The following is a 21,955-nucleotide window of genomic DNA, read 5'->3' as shown; positions in this document are numbered from 1 at the left end:
CTCTATTTGTTGGTGGGGATGAAAGCCTCAAGTAAAGCTGATGATGTAGATAAGTGACCCACCACCGATTGCTAGCCATAACAACACACCCAGCAACAATGGTTTATGTCCGGCCTGACGCATCTTATTCACTGTAATACCTGCACCAATAAAGAACAGGCAGACAATCAATAAACGTTTAGCCAAGCTAAAGAGTATTTGGTAGAGCGCCTCTCCTTGTGGCAACCAATGTCCAATGGCAATCGCCACACAGTAGAATCCAATAAAATAAGGTACGGCCAAGCGCTTTTTATCACCGCCGAATAACATGGCGCTTAATAAAGCCAATGGCACTATCCATAACGCCCTGGCCAGCTTCACTGTGGTGGCTGTGACCAGTGCTTCATCACCATAAGCTGCGGCTGCGCCCACAACCGATGAGGTATCATGGATAGCAATCGCGCTCCAAACTCCAAAATGATATTGGCTTAAGTCCAGCAAATGACCAATAGTTGGAAATACAAACAGAGCCACAGAGTTTAGTATAAATACGGTGGCTAACGCGATGGCGGTTTGATCGGGTTTAGCGTGTATCGCAGGGGCGACCGCTGCAATGGCACTGCCGCCGCAATGAGGTGGCCAGTTTTACTGTCAAAATTAAGCAGCCTTGTCAGTAAAAAGCCTAGCAGTAAAGTGGCAATGATAGAGCCGACAATCAAAGGTAAGTTGGCCAAGCTGGCATTGATGGCTGATTCTAGCTGAATGCCAAATCCGAGGCCGACAATCGAATAGGCTAACAGTTTTTTGGTGATGGCGCCTAAATCCAGTTGCTTTGGTACTAGGCCTAAACTGGCTAAAGTTAATCCAAGAGTGAGTGCAACAGGAGATGAGATGATTGGCAGTAAGCACACCACCGCGATGAGGCAAAATGGCCAGTAGCGTGCTTGTTTATAAAAAGGGCGGGCGTGCGCGGTCATTCAGCCAGTACTCAAAGTCGTTGTCAGCTTCAACTATACAAACTGTTTGATCTTTAATAAATTCAATTCATTTTATTTATAGATTAAATTAAATTGACTCTTTAGGCTGGTTGGGCGATCAAACGCTTTAATTGATGATACTGCTGGCTCATTTACGCGCTGGCGGGGGGCGTAGCTTGAGCGCCATAGTAGCAGATATACCGCAGCGCGACGTATCCCACAACCAAGGTAGCAATGGTTAGTTCGATAACCGCCAATAGGTTTACTTGTTGTACATATTGGGCCGCAATATTGACACTGTCCATCCACTGAGCGGTTTTAAATAGGGCCGTAGCGCCGATGACCATGGGGAAAGTAAAGGCCGCATAGCCTGGGCTGAAAGGCAATTGCAGTAGTTTGAAAAATGCGAAATAGATAATTAAGGTCATCAAAACGGCAATGCCGAATAATAGCGCGATAATTAATGGCGATGGATTGGCAGACACTGTTAGGTAGCCAGCTAATGAGAGGCTGGCGGGTGCAGCAAGAATCGCCACCGTTGGCTTAGCGGCATCGGGGATCTCATGGGTGAACATCAATCGGTAGATCATAATAGGTAACATGATGGCATAAGTTGCCATCCCAAATACCAGTGCCGCGATGGCAAGCAGGTATAAATTGGGGTTACCTGAAAACGACACATCAGCGACCACAATGCCAACCGGCGGAACAAACCAGCTTGGCACCATATGGTGCAACTCAAACTCGCTTACCCGATGGAATAAGAAACTGGCCAGAAAAATAATGTGTAACGCAAGCCCTAGCAACCACAGAATGTCTCCCGTGTAAGCAGAGAATTGTCCCACTGAGTTAGATACCACCATGGTTGCCATAGCAAAGGTCGGCACAACACTACCCACTACAGGATGGGCAAGATCTTGCAAAAGACTGCGTGGGTGAGCAATAAATCGGCTGGTTAGAATCAACAGCAGTACGCTGGCAATGGCAGCGCTACTCCACTGACCGTAACCGTGTAAGTCAATAAAACTCTCCCAACACCAACCTAAACTGGCAATAGCTAAGGCCAAACCTGCCATAGGCGTGGGCGCACTGAGTAACTTTCGTTTAGCGGTGTTGATCATAGTGACCTCATTGGCAAAGAATAAGTAGTGTCGTCTAGGTTTTCAGTTGGGTTTGATGCGGCAGCAGCTTGTTTAGCGAGATAGAAAGCCTGAGTACTTGATGGGGTCACTATACAAATTGCCAATGATTAATAAAATTCAAATCATTTTATTCATAGCATCAATTTTTCTTACTTAAGGGGTGGTAACTGGCAATAAAAAAGCTAGCCTGAGTTGGCTAGCTTTTAGCGTAGGCGTTGGCTAATAGGTTAGCCAAACATCGTCGTTAGCGCATGGTAATGCTCTTACTATTTATATCATAGTCTGGAAAAAATCTGGAAACCCATGCCCACTCTATCTTTGTAGCGTTTTTCCAAAAAAGTAAAAAAATTAAAAGAATTTTGAGAAAAATAGAGTCTGGAAAATATATTTTCCAGACTCTATTCTCTAAATTTTGGTAAGCCTTTTTAGCAGAACTTAGCATTCTACAGAAAAAACTTGATACATTTATTAGACGTTCACCTTATTTTCCGATGCACCTGAATTGTGGTTTGTTAAGTTCAACTGACGCCGGTGACTGTAATCAATTCAGTTCTGTATATAGGTTAGCTAAAACCTTTTCAGTTTAACTGAAATTATTTTCTAAAAAAACGGGTCTCATATATTACTGTTGGTAAAGCCCCTCAAGCTGAGGAAGTGTTAGAAAGCATGATGGTTTGGAGACTTTGAATTCACCAAAACTATTTCTTCTTAACCCTGCTTGAATGAGCACGCAGTCATTTTCAGCTCTTGTTATTCCAACATAATGCAAGTTTTTTTCTTGAATTAAGTTTGGGTAAATTGGGTTGTCCCAATCACTATCAATAACCCTCTTAAAAGGGAAAACCCAGTCTTCAAGATCGAGGTGGAAAACTACTTTAAACTCTAGTCCTTTGCATTTATGTAGAGTCATGACTTGTACTTCATTTTTATCTATTGGTTTGAATAGTTTAAGTTGCTCTTCGTGTTCTAAGATTTGCTTTAATACATTATCAGAATCGTGAGTGTCATCTATTTGTAGGTTCAAAGCAAGATTACGACATTTGTTGATAAATTCATCGATATTCTGCTCGTTTTTTAAGTTCAGTAAATGTGTTCTAAAATTAGCTATGTGTTGCTTTTTTGAATTGATAAATTGAAATTGTTTATCAATTAAATCTTGAGCTGTTGGGATGGTTCCTAAACTAAATGCAAGTAGATCTGAATATAGGTCTGCACAGGCAGTTCCTAGCTCATCAAGTGGGGAGTCAACGTAAACTCGGTGATTCACTTCAAGCCCCGTAGACAGTAGTTTTATAGAGTCTATCTTTCTCGTTAAGATCGCAACTTCTGAAGGAGTATCTATATCGCCACTCTTTAGTAGTTCGGTAACCCACACTGATATTTGTTCTCCAACATTTTTGAGGTTTCCATCAAGCTCAAGTTGATGTACTCGGGCATCTCCTTCATATTCCAATAGTTGAAAATCTGGGTTTAGTAGCCTGGAGGCGTAGTTAATTATTGAAGGATGACTACGATGATTAATAGTGATTTCAAAATGTTTAAAATTATCTTCGTTATCAGAAAGTTGCTTCAATAGCTCCGGTGAGCCTCCGCGAAATTCAAAAATAGACTGCTGTATATCACCAACAGCTGTAGCAATCAGTCCTAGCTCAAAAAGCTTCAAAAATAATTGATGTTGAGCTTTGGAGGTATCCTGATATTCATCAATGAATATATGTGAGTATTTTGCCTTTATGTAACGCTGTGCAGCTGAGGACTCATTTAAAATATGTAGTGCAATCGCCGCAAAGGAGCTCATCCACAAAATTTCATCGTCAAATAGACGCTTAAATCCTTTATCACTATTCAAATCCTCCAGACTAGGTGACTTTTCATAGACATCAGCTAAGTATTTTTTATAAGGTGTTTGTAAGCGTTTAACTACTTGGCAATTATTCGGTGAACCATCCCAAACTCTTGATAAAAAAGGAAGAATGAGCTCTTTGTAGCAAAAACTATCAATGGTGCCAAAAAAGCTTTGTTTTGTGTCATGTGCATTAAGCTTACATCTATTTTTTAATTCGAGACTCGCTTTTCTAGTAAAAGTAATAGCGATGATGCCTTTATGGTTTAGTAGCTCAGGAGTTATTTGTCGGATTTTCTCCTTAATCACAGTTGTTTTACCACTTCCTGGGCAAGCAGTAATAACCATATTTCCTTTGTAGTTAATGGCATCTTTTTGTTGGTCGGTAGGTGTGAAAGCGCTCATATACTTACCTCTTTGCTGACTTCCACAAGCTTGCTTAGTGGTTTGGCTAATTCCCCTTCACTTAGTTGATTCAAGTCGGGCCTAATATGCTTCAATAGAGTGCGCATACGAAGTGCCTTTTTCTTTTGAAGGTAGTCAATTGCACTAGGTATAGTTGTTTTTCCCAGTGCTAAAAGGATTGGCTCAGAGAGCTCATTTATGAGATCGGTTTCTAAATCAATCTTAGATAAAAATATTCCTTTATCATTTACATTGTCTGATACAGATTCCCACTCACCGCTTTCAATGGTCTTTTGTGGTTTAACCATTATTTCACTATGCAGGAATGGTTCAATGTTAGCCAGCCTTAAGCAACGATTAATTCCCGCATATTGCCACTGATCTTTGTTGGGGATTTTTGAGATATCGTTATCTGTCCTCATTACCCAAGGTATTTCTAAGGCATTCAAAATTTCGATATAAACTTTAAATGAAATACCATCCACTGACAGAATCGAAAGGTTTTCAAAGTCTAGGTCAATGTCTAACTGTTCAGCTAGCTCATGGTAAAAAAGTACTTCTGATGGCCCTTCAACTAAAAATATACCACTTGAGAAGAAGGCTTCTGCTGGCAAAATACTCATACGATAACTCATATCCTCCCAGCCTTCAGCTATGCAATCAGAGCACCCTTCACTAGCTGCAACAGTTGCCCCATTTTTAGTGCGGAGTCGTACAATAGAGTCGGGCTTAAAATTGACTGTTATTTGAGGTGAGTGAGATGAAATAATCGTTTGACCAGGAAGCTCTTTGGTGAGATAGCTAGCAAGCTTTCTTTGCTGATGCGGGTGTAAGTGGGCTCCAGGCTCTTCAATCACATAGAAAACGACCTCATTATCTAGATCATGTTCAATGGCACTTTTAGCTTTCCATAAAGCTAAAAGTATTTGATTGTTTCTCCCATCCCCACCAAGCATAACATTTGAGCCATTTGATTTTGCACCCAACTGAAGTTTGTCAATAAAATCATTTACTTCGATAGCTCCTGTATCTAGTTGAACTTCATAGTCAGCGTAGTGATGAGCTAACTTCTTTAACTCTTCGTTCACGTCGCTGGTAGCAGATGTTACATATCTAAGTTGGGAAACTTTCCCATTAAGTGTCGAGAGGTCTTGACTTATTTCTGAAAAAAGTTCCTCATCGGCTTCAATATCTTCTTCGCTCAATAACTGTTGTGCAATACGTAAGAGCTGCTTTTTTTCCTTACGAATAAAGCGTTCAAGATCTCGTTGGGACTGGATATACTTCAAATTTACATATTTAAGATAAAATCTACTTGATACCTCTTGTAGATCTTCTAACGAATGTCCCACAAATAACTTGTAGCTTAAGTCTGATTTTTGAGCACTATATCTTATGTATGTTTCACCATCATCACTAACATTGCCTTTCAAGACCGATATGACTGCATCTTCAATGATCTGGTCAAATTTGATAGTGATTTCTACGGTATCACAAATTTCATTAGCATTGATGTGAAAGTCTAGTTCAGATGGCTCTATATCTGCTTCAGATAAGCTTTTATCAAGAACTATCCGTAATGCATGAAGCATATTACTTTTGCCAATATCGTTTGAGCCAACAACAAGGCTGCTAGCTTTGAAGTTAATATGAGCATCTTTGAAATTTCTAAAGCCCTTCAAATGTAGTGATGAAACTTTCACGTTGTTATCCTTCAATTTATAAAAGTTACTTTAGGGTTTATCTCATTTACTTTTTAAAAACGTAATATGAGGGTCACATGTATAAACGGCATGTCGCATTTTAAGCTTTTGGAAAGTCGGGTTTTTTGGTTAAAAGTGTATTGCAATAAAAACACTTCGATTTAGTATTAAAGTTACTTTTGATAGACTTGCTAATCAGCAAACTTTGTAGCCATAGACTGAGGTGGCTTTACAGGTCCAGGTGAACTAAACAATAAGGCTGTAATGAAAACTAGAGATAATGCCATTATTAATGGCATTACCCAGTTTTTAGCTACTTGAAATGATTTTTCACCACGTTTAACTCTTTCCCATTCGCTTTTCAAAATTCTTTGAGAATGAGTGGAAGCTAACTCGATTGCTTCAAGGGCTTTGGAGTAATCTTGACCTTTATTTATGTTTATTTCATTCTGTATTGCTGTTGCTGTATTAAGTAAACGGTTCAATTCAACATGTTCAGTTTCACTAGTGTTTAGTCTTAGCTTAATACGATACAGCGCTTCAGCACCATCAAATCGCATTTTACTAACTTGGTCTTTACTGAACCTAAAGCACTGAACGTCATCATCTGAGCTATTCGGACTTCTTGCTTCTTGCATAACCCGACAAAGAGCGCGTGCAGATGAAAAAAAGATAGCTAAATCAGCTCGCATTCCATCTATCCACGCTTGCCTGAACTCTGAAGTTTTTTGTTCCTTACTGAGAGTAAGATTTACAAAGGCAATAAGTGCTGTAATTAATGCTGCAACCACCGTAGCTATGGGGGCCAGCGGTACGTTTGAATAGTCCATGAACCTTACCCTTAAATAGAAAAAAACACCTTGAATCAGTCGATTGTATTGGCCGTATATACTTAGAACCATCCGTTTATTCAGCCACGCTCACTGTTGAGTCCACTGTGCTAACTTCCTCAGAATTTTGAGTATGCTTATAGAGGTCAAGAATAAAGTGCATTGGCACTGGTAATCGGTAGTGCCGACACCCCATTAAGATTATTGGCCAAAGTGAATATTTAAACGCACTAAGCTCATATACTTTGTCGGATTGCTGGCATTCATCATTAAGTTGTTTAATTAATTCTTTCGGTGGCTCAGTGACACACACATCAGACAATGTTGCTCCGTGCATTTTATCGAATCGGTAAAAATGCTTTTCTGACTCTTCATCGAAAAAGAAAACTTGAAAATTACAGTGAGGCAAGAACTTTTCTTTTATTTTTTTTACTGTTTCATATGGTTCCTGAAACCCCATAACGGCAGAAAAAGCTGAGATATAAGGGTATAATATTGAGCCTTTTGTTACGCTTTTTCTGTATTCTTCATTTTTTTCAACTGGATGCTCAATCAATTCTGCATAAGTTTGAATTGTTGTGGGGTAGTTGTCATGTAGCTCAAGCATCTGATAGATATTCTGGGTTATGTTCACTAACCATGCATGAATATCGCTCCAATGCTTCACATTTAAAGATAAAAACCACATCGCTATAACAAGATCTATTGCTTGTTCGTCTTTGTATGGGGTAAACAAAGCGGGATTATTAACAATTAGCTTTTTTATTGATTCTTGGTATTTAGAGACGATATTTGAGAAATATTCGAGAGTGTGTGTATCCTCTTCGTTTGTTTGGGCCAAATACCAATAGGCCCAGCAACCTCCTAAAGCTAATCGGCCAAGAACATCAAAAAGTTTCAGATTTACATCAACGGCACAGGAAGGCTTCACTGCATGTGATAATGCATATAAATTACCAGCATGAGGAATGATTTTTTCCTCTAAGTAACTCTTTGAAACTTTCATATTTAATATCTGAATTGAATTCAATGTTTCCAGCGTCGCTATTGCAAGTTTGTTCTTTTTATCAAATGCAAATTTTGCAGCTTCCCAAGCATTCAGCAGCGAAAGCTCTGTAGATAAAAATATACTTTCTAGGTTGTCTTCGTCTCGACACCACGAATACAAAATCCAAAGACATAGGTAGAGTTGGCGAATAGCAGTTAAAGTTTGTTTAGGTTTTTTCCCCTCAGTGTTCGTAAGGCGATAAGCGAGTTGACTAAAATGTTTAAATGAAATGTCTGGTTCATCAATCATCGCTAATGACTTTCTTAGTAAGCCTCGACAGTTTTCAGGTAATAATTCTTCTTTTAATAAGTGCTTCTCTATAAGCGCAGCTAAGCGATCACCATTCCACTCAGAAAAGCTTAATTCATTAGATTTATGTTTTTCCAAAAAACCACTAACATTAGCTCTAACTTCTTCTTTTACTTCACCACCAAAACACAAACATATTTCAATGGGTTCAGATTTGTACTCAACGGGTATTCTTGTTGGTATAAACACGTCGATTATTTCTTCTATCGATGGCCTTAGGTCCTGTGGATTACCGCTGCTCCAATCTTTTCTATTTAAGTCCCCGGACTTGACTGAAAACAGGTAAACTTTATTTTCTGAGTCTTCTGAGAGCTTCCCGTAAGCGCCGACGTCAACACCGTATTGCCTGCTTCCAATACCAGGTTTGAGAAACACTTCGCACCCTATTTGAGATAGCAAGTCTGGCAATAACGCATCTAGTTCACCGCGTTCCTTAAGTGACGCTAGATATTGTCTAATAACTAATTTCATGAATGACACCCCTCTACTCTGAATTGGCGTATCATGTTTTCAAGGCTATGTGGGTCTAAGTTATGCATTGAGGCTATTTCGACAGAATGACTTAGTTCTTGAAGCGGAATTTCTTGTCGGTTTTTTTCATCACCATGATGAATGTAATGTATGAATTTATTGCCATACAACAGAACTGACTCATTTCCGAAAAATAATGAAGAGAAAATTGACTTGCTCCTTGCTTGCTTCATCGATGCATCCATAATCCTTTGATGGTGTTTCCAATAAGTATGTCTATCTTGTTCACTCGGCCTTAATTCATGAATACCTGATGCAGCTTTTAAAGCTTTTTGATAAGAACCAAACTGGACTAATACATCTTCTGCTAATCTTAAGGCTTTTGCATTTTTTGAGATCCTTAGTCCTTCTAGGTGTTTATAGATACTACCTGGATAACTGATGAGCAAAGGGTTGAATACTAGATGCTGAATGTCTTTTAATTCTTCATCCGGGGCATCATCTAATAGTGATTCGATCAAACTTATTGCCGTTTTTGGTTGCACAAAAAACCAACCACACGCTTTTCTTGCGAGAAATAAATAAACACCTTTTTCTTGGTTAGTTAAGTACGTTTTGTCAAAGCTTAAACAAATTCCTTCATCTGAGCCTTTAAGTAAGTGGGTGCAATACTTCCCTAATTTAACGTTTTTAGATAGCAGCCACCTAGTTACCAGTGATGAAAGGTAGGTTTCTTTATGTTGATGGATCTCTCTAATAAAGCTGTCAAAATGTTTCACTGGTGCTTCATAACTGCTTTTCGAAAAAAACTTTTCTAAAAAGCTTACGCAAGTATCAAACTTCCCACTTTTAACTAGTCGCGCTAATGCATAATCAATTTTATCAATTGTGTCTTTGTTCTCAGGCTTGGTATGACAACAAATATCAAGTAAATAAGACTCAACCCCCTCGGTGATTTTACCTCCTTCCCGAAACAAAATTTCTGCTGAAGTATGCACATATCGTTCACCAAAAAAATCTTTTTGATCTTCCAGAACTTCGACAAAATGGCACTCTAGCGATGGTTCTTGAAGTACTAAGGAAAACAGAGCATTCATTGATGTTGCTAAGAGCAAGTCTGAGCTATTGTTCTTTGATGCTTGTTTTATTGTTAGCACTGCATCCTTTGCTAAAATTTGGTCAATATACTGAATGCGTCCCAAAGCGAAAGTTGCACGCTGCCTCACTAATTCATTGCTGTGAGTTACCAAATCGATAGCTTTTTTTGCATAAAGTGATTCATTTAACTGAGCTCCAGATATAAGGGCTACAGATAAGTGGTCAAAATTCTCGTCAATATCAGTTAATGAAATATCTAATAGTTGTTTAGGACGTTTAGAGTCTTTTTTACAAAATTCTTGAAATGGTCCTAAAATCCAATAGGCTGCTCCGTCTATCCCCGCTTCAAGAGTTAAGTGTTTCACACTGTCCGCTACACTTTTAACTGGCGCATTAATTTTTGGTAATATATCTCCGAATATCTGCCGAACAGAGAAAAAGTCATGCCTTTCTTGAGAGTTTTCTAAACTTCTAAAAATCTGAACTAAATCGAAGATTCCTTCGTTATGTAATTTGGATAAAATACTAGGAAGCAGTTTATCGTTTTTATGGTCTTGGTAGTATTCTTCGCCGATGAGCTCGAAAAAAGTACCGTCCTTAGTAGCTTTTATTATCTTTTCTTTTAGATCATCCACAGTCGTTCCTTCACTTGTAAGCTAAGCACGCCGTTATCAGGTTATCTAACTGCAATGTAATAACGATTTCGGATACTAAGTTCATTAATGTATCACTGCTAAACACTTGTTGCAAAATGAATTATTCAATAATTTAACGTTAGTTAAAAGGAAGCGCCGTGCATAGTGATTTATGACGTTTCTATTCAATATTTAGTGTGTTCATATACCGTTGAACACTGTGCATAGGGTCCTCAAATGACGAGGTTGCGTTGGCTCATGGATTCTCTAATATCAGTTGTCCATCTAGAAACTGGGTATCGACCCCTAGTATTATCTCGAAAGTTTTAATCTCAATTTTTTACTTGCTTTTCCATTGAGATAAGTAAAATCAATTGATTATGTTTTACTATATTTAGATAATAGCCGCAGAAACTATGCATTCGCGTTTTGATCAATGACATATGACTAATTTTCAAGTATTTAAGAGTGTTATTGAGGCTGTAGCTGAATACGGTTTGTGCCATACAAACGTTTTAGTTCGTGAGTATGGTTTCAATACTCGAGCTCTGGTACTGTATATTTGAACATGTAAAAGGAGCCTATCTTTGTTCAAAAAATTTGGTTTTAGTGGAAGCTCTGACTTTTTCAAAGAGCTTGGCGATGGAGTTGGGAAAGGTTTATTCATTTTGTGTGCGGCTATAGGAACTGTGTTGTTAACGGTCGGTAGCGCATTTGCTGGTAGTTACACTTTTTCCACCGATTGGGGGGCCGCTTCGGGTTTTTTCTCGTGTGCTTGGCTAATTATATATAACCCCAACACAGCCTTGATATCTGGTGGGGCTCTATTTTTATTGGGGGCGACGGGAACATACAAAGACCAAGATCGTCAAAAGCAACAGATGGTTGAGTTGCAGACTGAAAATGAAGAGTTAAATGATACTAAAAGTGCTTTGAATTCAAATCAAGAGGAGTTACAGGAGCGCCAGTCAAGAATAATTGGGCTTCATGGTGAACTTGTACAAACGTGGCTGAAAGGGATGTCAAAATTTTTAGGACTTGATAGTAACTCTAGGGTAACCATTTATTATGAACATGCTGAAGAGTTTTATCTTTTAGAAAGATACTCTAAGAATCCTACCTACTCCAAAGTTCATAGGCAGAAATTCCCTCTTAATCAGGGGGTTATAAGTAGAGCGTGGGAGCATGAGCATCATGTCGAGAGTAATTGTCCACATTCAACTAAGGATGATTATGTCAGCTACCTTTCAGACGCATATGGTTATGAACAAGAAAAAATTCACTCTTTAACTATGAAAAGTTGTAGGTATTACGCTAAAGCCATTATTGATGCTGATATTCATATTGGCGTTATTGTTTTTGAAGGAACAGAAACTGATTTTCTTGATAATGAACTTAGTAAGAACATAGATTCTTATTGCAAAGACCATCAAGGGCAATTATCTAAATTTGTTCGAGACAGTTTATTATTTGACAAGGAAGTTAATATTAAGAGAGAAGGTAAAACCATCTCTGTTGAAGATGAATTTTTTCAAATGATGGAGGCTGAAGAATGAAAAAGCTGCAACGAATTATTGCTTTTCTATGTTTGGAGTACCCTCATAAGTCAGAAATAACCAAAGCCAGATTGACTAAAATGGTGTATTTGGCGGATTGGTTTTCTGCATTACTAGATGGAAAGCAATTAACAAGTATTAAGTGGGTTTTTAACCATTACGGGCCATATGTTGATGATGTTGTTGATGCAGCACATAGTGCACATGGATTTAAAATTGAGCATCAAAATACTATGTATGGGACATCAAAATATGTGATTTCTTACAAAGGTGATGTTGAAGATATTGATTTAAAAAAGCGTGAGAAAGAGATTTTGAATGCAGTAGTTAACAAGACTAAATCTATGTATTTTAATGACTTTGTTGATTATGTTTACTCAACTTATCCTGTCAAAACGAAAGAAAGATATTCGACATTTGATTTAGTATCTTTGGCAAATAAATATAACGAAGAAAGCCTTAAAAAGGCTGGTAAATCAGGCGTATAAGTGAGAAGCGAGCTCTAGCATCTTAATTTGGTCTATAACTTTATAACAAACATGTGTCTTAGTTAAAACTTAGGCTCTAACCAGTTTTGGCTGAAAGCTTGTTAGTGAGTCGAGCTTACTCTTCTTAGAAGGTAAAACATTGAGCATTCTCAAAGAGCTTCTTTTTAGTTTTATGGTGACACCATATTCTAGTTGTATAGCTTTAAAATGGTGAATCAAAAGTAGAAACAACCTTCTCTCTGAACCTTCCTAAGATCTCCATTGATTGGTTGGTTGAACTGGGAAAATGAACATCTTCAATGGTTTGAGTTGGGAGTGAATTTGCCTGTTTTTTATCGAACATGTCTCTAAGACTTAGCGCAAAACTATATGATTTATTTGGAAGCAGGTTTGCTCTTTTATCATAGATAGAAGCTTTAAGAACGGGGTGATTGCTAGGTTTAGACTTCCTAATCACAACACCGCTATCAGGAAGTTCAAGCTCAATTCTATGTGCAAATTTGGCAAGTTTGGGTTCTGCAAAAGTGAAGAGCCAAGCTTGTTGATCTAAAGCTCTAGTGGTTCGCAAAATACGCCCCAAGATTTGCCTAAAGTACAATTCAGTTTTCACTCTACTGAGATGGCAGCAAACCTGTAACCTTGGAATATCAGTACCTTCACTGATCATTCCCACACTAACTATCCACTGTGTATTGTCATGCCTAAATTTGTTGATTTTGTCCGATGGGGTAACTTCCTGATAAGTGACAATTGTAGCTGTTTGTTGGAACGTATCATTGAGTATTTTTAAAATATAGACAGCATGTTCAATTGAAGATGCGACGACTAGCCCAGCAGCATCAGGATTTAGCAGTCTGATACTTGTTAGCTTATCTATTGCTAGGTTTAAAATATGATGGATTGCTATATCATTTTTGATGACCGATTGGTATGAAATTGATGACCCTTTAAATAAGTCATCAAAACTACTAAAAGTTTGGATCTCATGATCTTGGTTTGTAACTGATAGTTCTTCGTTATCAATTAATACTATTTTTGGGTTCCGGCAAACACCATCCCTCACGGCTTCTTTTAAACCGTAAATATAGTCACATTGAATTTTGTTATCTGGGTCTAGATAGTGAGATAAAACAATCGGAGCTTGATCTGAGCGCCAAGGTGTACCTGTTAACGCTAAGGTATATTGCGCTTGATCTTGTATGTTGAGTAAGATCTCCTCTCCCCAAGCGTTGGCATCTTCAAGAGTACTACCAGAGCAATGATGGATCTCATCAAAGATTACCAATACTCGATTTCTTTTTAGTAGCTGCCAGAAGTCTTCTTTGAAAGAGAGCATACCTTGATAGGTATATGAACAGCCTACTGAACCAATTACACCATCAAAGCGGCATTCCAGCCGGTGTGAAAATGTTTTTTGAATACCTTGCGAGATGTTTACTGAAGGAGAAAAGCACAATACAAAATCAATAAGATCTTGCTCGAATAATTCCGCTGCTACCTCTGCCGCCATAATCGTCTTACCTGCCCCTGGAGTAGCTAAACATAGGAAGTGTCTTTGATTGGCATGAAAGTGCTCTAGAGCGCGATTGACGCACTCTGATTGCCATTGTCTTAATTGCATTAGAGTTACTTCTGTTGGTGCGAGAGTACTGATTTGATAGCTTTGATTTGCCCAAGTAGTTTTGAGCTATTTTCTCGAGCTAGCATGTACTGCGACTCAAGGTGTTCCTTCATCTCTGGGAAGTATTTGTATAGCCGCATGTATTCTTCCGACTCGCCAATGCTTGTAAGCAGATCGACTTCTGATTGCTTAAGGCGTTCTTTTAACTGCTGGACAGCAGCTTGTTCAGTATTATCTAGCAATTTTTCTGGGTGCCGGTCATCGTCAGTACGCTCATTTATGACGAAGTTGGTTTGATAGAATTGCTGCGCCTTTTGATATGTTGCTTTTTTTGAGTCCTCACTCTTATTCTTTTTTAAGACTCCTTTTTTAACGAGTCTACTGACCTGCCTATAGATAAATTTATATGCTTCGCTAACACTCTGCTTGTTAGTCGAGGCAGCCAAAAATCTATCGCGTAACTGCACTACTTGGAAATTATTAAAGTTCTCGTCCTGGAGAATAGTATGCAACGTAGTGCATATTTTGATTGAAACTTTCGGCATGACTTTCTCACAAGGTGTTAATCACTAGCTCTAAGGAGTAGGAAAACAATACAAACTAAATGCGGATTATAATCCGTGGCTTTGTAAGCCGCAACTTTGGATAGTCTTTATCTTTAACGAGATGAAAAATGAAAGACTTAGCAATCCAATTTGGCCTAAATTTACGGAACAAACGCAAGGAGTTGGGAATATCTCAAGATAAATTGGCACTTTTAGCTGAGATTGATCGCAGCTATGCAGGTCGAATAGAGCGCGGGGAGGTCAATATCACGCTCGAAAAGGCTTATCAGTTGGCTGAAGTTTTAGGTTGTGACGTAAGGGAGTTGCTACCTTAAATTTTTAAATATCGAAATGAGTCTAGCTGCTTGAGCTTTGCAAACTCTCGAGCCTCATTTTTTGTTTTGAAAGGATGTATACCTAGCTCTCGTAACTGTTCAATTGCTTTCCTTGGGCAAGCAACCATCCAATCATTCTCACTACTCATGAAGTTTGTGGATGATAATTTTACTGTACGAATTTCACCGTTATGAATAAACGTCTTAGTAAGCGACTCAATGTAGTCTAATTCTGGAAGAATTTGCTGGCATGTATGATCGTAGAATCTAGGTTTTGTGTGCATAGTAATCAAGAAGTACATTTTTAATTCTCACTTACTATATCGTTATCCAATGGTCCCACTGCGATTTGTTTGCCCAAATCGAACCCAATTACTATTTCGCAGATATTTGGGTCTAGCTCAAGTTGTTGGCACACCCGATTGGCTTCGAGTACTTTTTTAAATGGTTTGGCTTGGTCAGGGAGTTTATGCCATCCCTTAAGAACACGTTCGGGTGAAATGTCGAATTTTGCTAAAAATTCATCTGAATCTGCTCGATAAATCAAGTAACCAAAGAATGGGATATGTTCTTCCACCCCCAAGTTTTTTCGTATCGTGTTAATATTTGGTTCGTCCATAAACACCTATTAATAATCCAAACATATGAGCCAGAAAGCTACATTAATTGGTTGATGTGAATGAGGCAAGCCTTAAGTAGTTAGCCGATTCATTTTAGATTAGTTAGACTCTATGTTCTAACGTGATTCAGCCTCTTTGCTTCCTAGAGCCATTGCTCGTAACATTTATACCGCCCCCTCTGATAATATCTTAAAAGTGGAAGTTTCCACCTCTACGGTTTCCACTAGCAATTCTCAAATAGGAATCTAAAGCAGCACATGTCTCTCGACCTAAGACTGCAGAGATCTTTATAGTAGCTTTTTGGTGTTGTGGGCCGTAATCTCCATCTTTGTCAAGTGACATTAGCGCTATATAAATACAGTTCCAAAGTTGAGCTAAATCGCTTTGTGATGGAGTAAGACGAGCATTTTCATCATCACAATTGATACAAGAAAGTTTGATTAAGCCCTTGTCAGTTACCAGTTTACTTTTTGTGAGTGCAAGAAAGTAATCAATTTCACTATTTCCATCAGCATTTCTTCGATAATCCCTCTCAACTTGAAGACCTTTATTCATTGTTCTTAGTTGAAGTAAAATCAAAATTATTGAAATAAAAGTAAGAATAGGGGTTAATATACCGCCAAAAAATGACCCTAACTCAGCCCAATGTGTATGGTTCGACCAATACCCAACACCAAAGTTATCAATATATAAGCCGATTGGCATTACAACAGCCAAGATAGCTATAGCTATGAATAATTTGATATTGATAACTTGTTGTTTTTTACTGCTTGATTTCATATTTAAAGTTAAAAAATACTTGTTTGAGGGGGAAATGATTATTTCACCAAACTTGTTCTTGCACAAAGCTAAATCTTTATCGTCTGCGGTAGTATTCCTGGGAAGGTACCTATGAACGTTTCATTGATAGGGTGTTGCTTGTCTCTAACTCTGCAACTTGATACTGGTATTGCTGAATGGTGAGAGCTAGCTCATTATGTTGACTTGCCATATTTGCTAGCTGTGTTTTCAATTCACCCACCTGGTTTCGGTACTTTTCTTTGAGCCGAGTTTCATTGTTTAATCGTTCACGCAAATTGGCTATTTTTTCTTCGTACGCATTTTGAGCATTAGCTTTAGGCGAGTTTTTTACCGCGCAATCCTTAACTTTTTTAACGAAATCTTTGTAGTAGTAAGCTGAACCATTACCAAGCCCTGCTTCTTCTTCGACAGCCTTTACCGATAGTTTTTGAGTTGAGGGAATTATTCGAGTTTGCCTAGTTAAGATACGGTCTAAGGCTTCTTCAAGGTTTATAAGAGTGACTTGTGATTTACTCATAGTTCGTACCTTTTGGGTCAAATTTATCATGAGGGATTTTAAAGAAGTGCATTACCTTTTCAGCGGCCCTAATTTGAGTGATGTAATGGCTAAACATTGAAGATGTTAAGCTGCCAACACTGTCCAAATAGAGTACTTGATCAGTGGCCCATTTGTGTCTTTCGATCCAGCTTTGAGCTTTATCTTTGTCAATTAACTGGTTTTCACACTTAAAGCAGTTTGCAGGGGAAGTGACCTTATCCATTCTGCAATCATAGCCAGCAAGGCAATATGAGTGAAGCGTTCCCACTAAATTTAACCTACCAGCTTTTACATGTTCGTTAATTTGCTCCCAAGATTTTAAATCTTTTGGGATACTCGCTCGCTCCTTTAAAATTTCTAGGCCTCTTTTCCCATAAAGTACTTCGCTAGAGTTATACCATTTATAAAAATTATCGGTGGTTATCTCATTGGCCACATTTAGTATTAGGCTTTTAAGATCATGGTCTGATTCAATCCCTTGAAGGTGTGCTGCAGAACTACCTTCTCCGTACCAGTCTGTAGTTGGTATATCTAAGTGCTTGAATTGGTCTTTTACTGCGACTACGGAACACAGATTATGACGTCTAACAAATACTGCAAAAGTTCGACGAAATTGATGGGTTGTTAAGGGCCATATTTTCCCGAGACGAATTCTTCTATCCGCGTTCAAAGGATTACGGTTGGGGTTGATGAGTTTAAATTCTTCAAGAGAATGCTCATCAATGATAGCTCCTGCTTCTAGGGCTAAAGCATTAAAATGAGAGCGGAGATGACCCTCAAATCTGATATTTGGTAATTTTTTCTTGCGTGATTGAGTTAACCAAAGGCAGCTGGCTTCTTGGTTTTTCATAGGGCTGTCACTGCAAAGTAACTGGTTTCTCATGTCTCGAGTGAGTGCTTCCGCTAATTCGATTGCCTTTTTAGTAATAGGTGAGGTTACCCATTCGGTTTTTTGACCTCTACTTTGCGTCATTTTATGTTGGTATGACTGTACGCTATAAATTGTTTTATTATTAAACTCGCGTTTAATGAAGCTGTCACTATGAAGTCCATAAAGTTCACTCTTACGCATGCCAGTGAAGGCTGCACAAACAATATAACAAGCTGTTTGTATTCTCACTAGCCAAGCTGTGAAGCTACCAATACCTGTCATGATGTACTTCTCTAATGCTGTTCCAGTGAGGAAAGACTCTATAATTGCTTGATATCGTTGAGGCTGATGTTTGCTCACTTCAATTCTGTAATTCGGCGAGCTTCTGTCTATCCAATTCCAAGTACCTGAGTCAATCTTCTTGTTGACATACTGCTTGCCTAATTCATAGTTTTTCCGAAGCTCTGTAGCCAATTCACAAAGAAGCTCCTTGTGAGGGTGAAACTCTTCAACATATTCGATTGTCTTACCGTATATTTTTTCCATTAGTCCTGCTGGGATAGCATAGAACTGATCAGCTTTATTTTTTTGAGGACAACAGTACTCTTTTGCTAGCTCAACACCACTTTGCTCTGTTGGTATGATCAATTGAATGGGTAAATATTCGTGGGATAACTCCACTCGATTTAATATTGAAAAAATATGTTCAGCATTGCCAAGACTATATTTTTGCTCTTCAATATAATTACAAAACTCATAAAATGAGACTGGGTGTGATAAAACCGCTATGCTATCCCACTTCATTTTGTCTAGAAATTTATAGACCTGAGTTAACTTGCTATGAAGTGCAATTAATGATGTTGGCTTTAACGGTGTTGTTCTGCGTTGTGCTGCGGGTGTATACATCCATGTGAAGCAAATAAGCTTGAACTCATTTACAAGTTTTTCCGAATTGATTTCTGAAAAGAATAATTTATTTTTATTTGTTATTTTTTTATCTACATATGCAACCATATCCCATTCATCATCGGCAAAATAACTCTTGTTGGCGCCAGTGTGATCTTTCGTTACAGGTATGGATGCAAGACCGCGAGCATCGTCATTCTTATAGAGAGCGATAATATTATTAAAGCCATCTAAATTTTCTTTTAACACTTCACCTGGTAGGTTTAATAAAACTCTCATTTATCTCCTTAGAACAAGTAATTGATATTCTCTGGCCAGATGGGATGGCGGCCTTCTTGTTTTAGTTTTCTTGTCGCTTTGCGTCTTACTGCAGGAGCTACTGAAAATATAGCGAAGTCTATTTTATCTATTAGATCTTTGAAGTTCCTGACGAATTGAGTGCTATTGATATGGTCGCGGATTGATTCATTGATTGCTTCTTTAAAGCTAAGTAAGCACCAAATATCCTCTACTTCTTCTATGATGACTTGGTTTGAACAACTAAAACATTTGAGAATATCAGAGCAAGCTAGATGATCTACATTTAGTGTTTTAGGGCTGAAATTCATTTTTTTACGATAGATATCAGCTTCTGCGCCAAGTGGCTTTTTACAACCGGAACCAATTACCGTTTTTTGAGGCTTGTTGTGAACTCGAGAGTATTTCTGTAAAAATGCTTCATGAGGGAGTACTTCGACATCAAGCTGCTTTTTTGCATACTCTTTGGACTCAGACAAATCTGAGCATTTTACCATTGCTTCCATAGTGTGAGCGGCAGCTTGTAATTGCTTCTTGTTATCAATCTGACTGCCTTTGGTATAGTGACGACTTAAGGTTTGGGGGGGTATTCCCCATCAAGAAGGCTGTTCCAACAGTATCGCCAGTGATATCAAGATAACGTGCGCTGCCAGATGCTCTAAACCTTTTAGCTAATGGGCGTAATGGCTGGTTTCTTTCATCTAGAGGGTTAAAACACTCTAACAGCCAATTGGTAACAGAACGCAAATGAGATGGTTCTACCGGAGCAGTTTTACCTCTGCTCACTTGGAAAAATAGATGATCGTCGTTTGAATTGACTACTCTGCTTAACTGCAACAATTTCTCTATAAATAATAGGGCGTGCTTAGGTATATGCTGCGTGTTATTATCACCAATGGATATAGTGACATATTTGTTTGCTCTTGATTTAAAAACACTTTGAGAATAAACAAGCCCTTTACTTAGGTTCTCTTCATTAAATTTTTTCATTTTAAGTAAAGTCGTCATATTTCCCCATGTATAGTAAGACATGAGAAAATATCCAAGTCCAAAGCACTTCGTTAGGGCGCCAGCAACTTCAATCTTTTTTCCTTGGAGATTGACTATAGCGGTATGCTCTCTTGGCTGCGCATTTATGTGTACTTCTGGGGCTTCCATTATTTGGCGATGAAGTTGGCGAAATAATGGGTGGAGTAACCTGAGAAGCGTTTTAAGTTCCTTATCTGAATATCCTTCCGTTGGGTTTACTTCACTTCGAAATAGGCCGCGTGATGAAAACCATTTTTTTACCGGTAGATCCAGTAGTTTGAATAAGCACTTAATTGAGCTATTGAGCTTTCGGGCAGTATTTACATGCATGGCCCCTAATCTAACTTTCTCAATGAGATTTTGTTCCCATCGTGATGCGGTCTCTTTAGATTCGAGCTGAAGTTTATGTAGATCAGCAAAACGAACATACTTAGCCACGTCGTTAACGTAACCATGTTTTGTATTGTCGGACTGATCATGGCTATTGTTTAGTACCCTAAACCAACGTATAACGATTTCATCTCTATTGGCAAAGTGAGCTTTAGCTAGGGCCGACTTAATTGGAACGTTAAAGTATCGATAGCGGTTGAAGTCAAAATATTGATATTTGGCTATACCAACCTTTAACTTCATCACTATTCCCTCTATTGGCGCTCGCTCACTCATATACAGCCTCTTCCAATATTTGATCTAGCAAACTGACAGCTTTTTGGATGTTTTTATCTCGTTCGAGGAAATCTACATACTTCCACATGGTGGCTTCATTGTTATGTCCCATCCATGCCATCATTTGAGTGACAGCATCTTTTTGAAGTCCATGCTCTAGCAATGATGCTAGTCTGTATGTGCAATATGTTGCTCTGAGATCATGGGGCTTATGCTTGAACAAAATATTGTTTTGGTTTTGAATTTTTAGTTGTAACCTACGAAAAGACTGATGGACATTGTTAGATGAAAATGGCGTTCCATTTTTGGTTACAAGGAGGTATGGACTTTGTTTTCCCTTAAGCCTTTTTTGCCTACGTATCGAGTTGGCATATGAGTTCATCATTGCTGCTAGCCTACTTGATAGTTCAACTTTGCGTTCTTTTTCATACTTGGTTTTTACACCATTGCTTGGGCCAATAGTTACTTCGATATTTGTATTCTGGCTGTATGCTTCTAAAGCCAATGAAAGAGGAACAGTGCATGCTTCCTCTATCCGTAGGCCTGAATGGATTTGTAGAAGTTGCTGGATGATAAACTCAATGCCAAATGTGGAAAGCTCCTGGGCATACAATTCAACTTCAACTTTAGTTAATGGGTTAAGGGATTGAATTTCACTTTTCTTAGGAACTTTTATGCGCAAGTCTGTACTAGTAACCACATAATGGGGGTTTAAGTGGTTCATCATTCCTCTGTTACGAACATGGATTAGCTCATACTCAAAAGGTTTAGATCTTTCGTCAATGAGCAACATTCTGTTTGATATGCACCATTCATAGAACTTAATAACATGCAGCATGTATAGAGATGCAGTTGAGAATTGTATATCGCCACTTCTAGCTTTAGCTAACAAGTCATCATTCCTAAAGCGGTAAGTCGGCCTAAGAAACTTACTTGGAGGAAAGGCATCCCACTCTAAATCATGTTCCTCTAGAAATGACCAATATCGCTTTATTGCTCTGACTGCTGAGTTCAGGTTCTTAGATCTTCGGATATTAACTAGGTAGTTGAACCATAGGTTTACTGGAAGCAGATATTGATGGTTTGCATTGTAGAAGGTAGGGAAGCCATCGAGTTCAATGGGTTTATTTAATGAGGACTTGGGGTGTATACGTGGAACACTAATTGAAGATGAAACAACAACGTACGCCATAAAATTTACCCTCATTAAACGTGAGATATTTAATGAGGGTAATACAGTTT

At 38.4% G+C, this 21,955-nt stretch carries 18 protein-coding genes and 1 pseudogene; 3 read left to right on the top strand and 16 right to left on the bottom strand.

Annotation, left to right across the window (positions count from 1 at the left end; all coding sequences use genetic code 11):
• Positions 1 to 27: 27 nt before the first annotated feature.
• The 7 genes and pseudogenes from L865_RS23040 to L865_RS0103455 form a co-directional block, all read right to left on the bottom strand.
• Positions 28 to 956: pseudogene (locus L865_RS23040) on the bottom strand (YeiH family protein).
• 152 nt (positions 957 to 1,108) lie between these two features.
• Positions 1,109 to 2,077: a TDT family transporter gene (locus L865_RS0103480; protein WP_028771958.1), complete on the bottom strand. Its 969-nt coding sequence runs from the start codon at positions 2,075 to 2,077 to the stop codon at positions 1,109 to 1,111.
• Between the two features lie 643 nt (positions 2,078 to 2,720).
• Entirely contained in the window at positions 2,721 to 4,346 is a 1,626-nt protein-coding gene (locus tag L865_RS0103475) for a UvrD-helicase domain-containing protein (protein WP_028771957.1), read from the bottom strand.
• Positions 4,343 to 6,049 carry an ATP-dependent nuclease gene (locus L865_RS0103470; protein WP_028771956.1) on the bottom strand — a complete coding sequence of 569 codons (1,707 nt, stop codon included), beginning with the start codon at positions 6,047 to 6,049 and terminating at the stop codon, positions 4,343 to 4,345. Before L865_RS0103470 ends, L865_RS0103475 begins: the two co-directional genes overlap by 4 nt.
• A 191-nt stretch (positions 6,050 to 6,240) precedes the next feature.
• A complete protein-coding gene (locus L865_RS23035; protein WP_051484421.1) occupies positions 6,241 to 6,879 on the bottom strand; it encodes a hypothetical protein in 639 nt (212 codons plus the stop codon).
• A gap of 76 nt (positions 6,880 to 6,955) precedes the next feature.
• Positions 6,956 to 8,707 (bottom strand): hypothetical protein, encoded by a 1,752-nt coding sequence (locus tag L865_RS0103460; RefSeq protein ID WP_028771955.1) that lies wholly within the window; start codon positions 8,705 to 8,707, stop codon positions 6,956 to 6,958.
• Positions 8,704 to 10,440, bottom strand: coding sequence for a hypothetical protein (locus L865_RS0103455; protein ID WP_028771954.1), 1,737 nt, complete (start codon positions 10,438 to 10,440; stop codon positions 8,704 to 8,706). The genes L865_RS0103460 and L865_RS0103455 overlap by 4 nt, the downstream gene beginning before the upstream one ends.
• Positions 10,441 to 11,027: 587 nt before the next feature.
• Here L865_RS0103455 and L865_RS0103450 point away from each other — a divergent pair.
• Both L865_RS0103450 and L865_RS0103445 read left to right on the top strand, forming a co-directional pair.
• Positions 11,028 to 11,996, top strand: a complete 969-nt coding sequence (locus L865_RS0103450) for a hypothetical protein (RefSeq protein ID WP_028771953.1) — start codon at positions 11,028 to 11,030, stop codon at positions 11,994 to 11,996.
• A complete protein-coding gene (locus L865_RS0103445; RefSeq protein ID WP_028771952.1) occupies positions 11,993 to 12,484 on the top strand; it encodes a Panacea domain-containing protein in 492 nt (163 codons plus the stop codon). The genes L865_RS0103450 and L865_RS0103445 overlap by 4 nt, the downstream gene beginning before the upstream one ends.
• A 202-nt stretch (positions 12,485 to 12,686) precedes the next feature.
• Here the strand turns inward: L865_RS0103445 and L865_RS0103440 are convergent, their stop codons facing one another.
• Together L865_RS0103440 and L865_RS0103435 are read right to left on the bottom strand one after the other, a co-directional pair.
• Positions 12,687 to 14,105 carry a DEAD/DEAH box helicase gene (locus L865_RS0103440; protein ID WP_028771951.1) on the bottom strand — a complete coding sequence of 473 codons (1,419 nt, stop codon included), beginning with the start codon at positions 14,103 to 14,105 and terminating at the stop codon, positions 12,687 to 12,689.
• A gap of 5 nt (positions 14,106 to 14,110) precedes the next feature.
• Positions 14,111 to 14,650 carry a hypothetical protein gene (locus L865_RS0103435; protein WP_028771950.1) on the bottom strand — a complete coding sequence of 180 codons (540 nt, stop codon included), beginning with the start codon at positions 14,648 to 14,650 and terminating at the stop codon, positions 14,111 to 14,113.
• 128 nt (positions 14,651 to 14,778) lie between these two features.
• Here L865_RS0103435 and L865_RS0103430 point away from each other — a divergent pair, with 128 nt between their 5' ends.
• Positions 14,779 to 14,985 (top strand): helix-turn-helix domain-containing protein, encoded by a 207-nt coding sequence (locus tag L865_RS0103430; protein WP_028771949.1) that lies wholly within the window; start codon positions 14,779 to 14,781, stop codon positions 14,983 to 14,985.
• A gap of 304 nt (positions 14,986 to 15,289) precedes the next feature.
• Here the strand turns inward: L865_RS0103430 and L865_RS23030 are convergent, their stop codons facing one another.
• From L865_RS23030 to L865_RS0103395, 7 genes are all read right to left on the bottom strand, one after another.
• On the bottom strand, positions 15,290 to 15,604 hold the full coding sequence (locus L865_RS23030) for a hypothetical protein (protein WP_051484420.1): 315 nt from the start codon (positions 15,602 to 15,604) through the stop codon (positions 15,290 to 15,292).
• Between the two features lie 190 nt (positions 15,605 to 15,794).
• Entirely contained in the window at positions 15,795 to 16,385 is a 591-nt protein-coding gene (locus tag L865_RS0103415; protein WP_157577417.1) for a hypothetical protein, read from the bottom strand.
• Between the two features lie 109 nt (positions 16,386 to 16,494).
• Positions 16,495 to 16,923: a hypothetical protein gene (locus L865_RS0103410; protein ID WP_028771946.1), complete on the bottom strand. Its 429-nt coding sequence runs from the start codon at positions 16,921 to 16,923 to the stop codon at positions 16,495 to 16,497.
• Complete coding sequence (locus tag L865_RS0103405) at positions 16,916 to 19,000, bottom strand: integrase (protein WP_028771945.1); 2,085 nt, start codon at positions 18,998 to 19,000, stop codon at positions 16,916 to 16,918. The genes L865_RS0103410 and L865_RS0103405 overlap by 8 nt, the downstream gene beginning before the upstream one ends.
• Before the next feature lie 8 nt (positions 19,001 to 19,008).
• Positions 19,009 to 19,524, bottom strand: a complete 516-nt coding sequence (locus L865_RS25840; RefSeq protein ID WP_245608382.1) for a hypothetical protein — start codon at positions 19,522 to 19,524, stop codon at positions 19,009 to 19,011.
• A gap of 34 nt (positions 19,525 to 19,558) precedes the next feature.
• Positions 19,559 to 20,680 (bottom strand): hypothetical protein, encoded by a 1,122-nt coding sequence (locus L865_RS23025; RefSeq protein ID WP_245608381.1) that lies wholly within the window; start codon positions 20,678 to 20,680, stop codon positions 19,559 to 19,561.
• Between the two features lie 25 nt (positions 20,681 to 20,705).
• Positions 20,706 to 21,905, bottom strand: coding sequence for a site-specific integrase (locus L865_RS0103395; RefSeq protein WP_028771944.1), 1,200 nt, complete (start codon positions 21,903 to 21,905; stop codon positions 20,706 to 20,708).
• Positions 21,906 to 21,955: the final 50 nt, after the last annotated feature.

The sequence above is a fragment of the Shewanella waksmanii ATCC BAA-643 genome, from assembly GCF_000518805.1.
Taxonomy (GTDB): domain Bacteria; phylum Pseudomonadota; class Gammaproteobacteria; order Enterobacterales; family Shewanellaceae; genus Shewanella; species Shewanella waksmanii.
Note: the sequence above shows the minus strand (reverse complement) of the source record. Positions and strands in the feature narration are given on the sequence as shown.

What these genes read in the sequence shown, in the direction of transcription:
- L865_RS0103480 (WP_028771958.1), bottom strand. Translation starts at nt 2,077, where the DNA reads ATGATCAACACCGCTAAACGAAAGTTACTCAGTGCGCCCACGCCTATG.
- L865_RS0103475 (WP_028771957.1), bottom strand. Translation starts at nt 4,346, where the DNA reads ATGAGCGCTTTCACACCTACCGACCAACAAAAAGATGCCATTAACTAC.
- L865_RS23035 (WP_051484421.1), bottom strand. Translation starts at nt 6,879, where the DNA reads ATGGACTATTCAAACGTACCGCTGGCCCCCATAGCTACGGTGGTTGCA.
- L865_RS0103460 (WP_028771955.1), bottom strand. Translation starts at nt 8,707, where the DNA reads ATGAAATTAGTTATTAGACAATATCTAGCGTCACTTAAGGAACGCGGT.
- L865_RS0103445 (WP_028771952.1), top strand. Translation starts at nt 11,993, where the DNA reads ATGAAAAAGCTGCAACGAATTATTGCTTTTCTATGTTTGGAGTACCCT.
- L865_RS0103440 (WP_028771951.1), bottom strand. Translation starts at nt 14,105, where the DNA reads ATGCAATTAAGACAATGGCAATCAGAGTGCGTCAATCGCGCTCTAGAG.
- L865_RS0103435 (WP_028771950.1), bottom strand. Translation starts at nt 14,650, where the DNA reads ATGCCGAAAGTTTCAATCAAAATATGCACTACGTTGCATACTATTCTC.
- L865_RS0103430 (WP_028771949.1), top strand. Translation starts at nt 14,779, where the DNA reads ATGAAAGACTTAGCAATCCAATTTGGCCTAAATTTACGGAACAAACGC.
- L865_RS23030 (WP_051484420.1), bottom strand. Translation starts at nt 15,604, where the DNA reads ATGGACGAACCAAATATTAACACGATACGAAAAAACTTGGGGGTGGAA.
- L865_RS0103415 (WP_157577417.1), bottom strand. Translation starts at nt 16,385, where the DNA reads ATGAAATCAAGCAGTAAAAAACAACAAGTTATCAATATCAAATTATTC.
- L865_RS0103410 (WP_028771946.1), bottom strand. Translation starts at nt 16,923, where the DNA reads ATGAGTAAATCACAAGTCACTCTTATAAACCTTGAAGAAGCCTTAGAC.
- L865_RS0103405 (WP_028771945.1), bottom strand. Translation starts at nt 19,000, where the DNA reads ATGAGAGTTTTATTAAACCTACCAGGTGAAGTGTTAAAAGAAAATTTA.
- L865_RS25840 (WP_245608382.1), bottom strand. Translation starts at nt 19,524, where the DNA reads ATGGAAGCAATGGTAAAATGCTCAGATTTGTCTGAGTCCAAAGAGTAT.
- L865_RS23025 (WP_245608381.1), bottom strand. Translation starts at nt 20,680, where the DNA reads ATGAAGTTAAAGGTTGGTATAGCCAAATATCAATATTTTGACTTCAAC.
- L865_RS0103395 (WP_028771944.1), bottom strand. Translation starts at nt 21,905, where the DNA reads ATGGCGTACGTTGTTGTTTCATCTTCAATTAGTGTTCCACGTATACAC.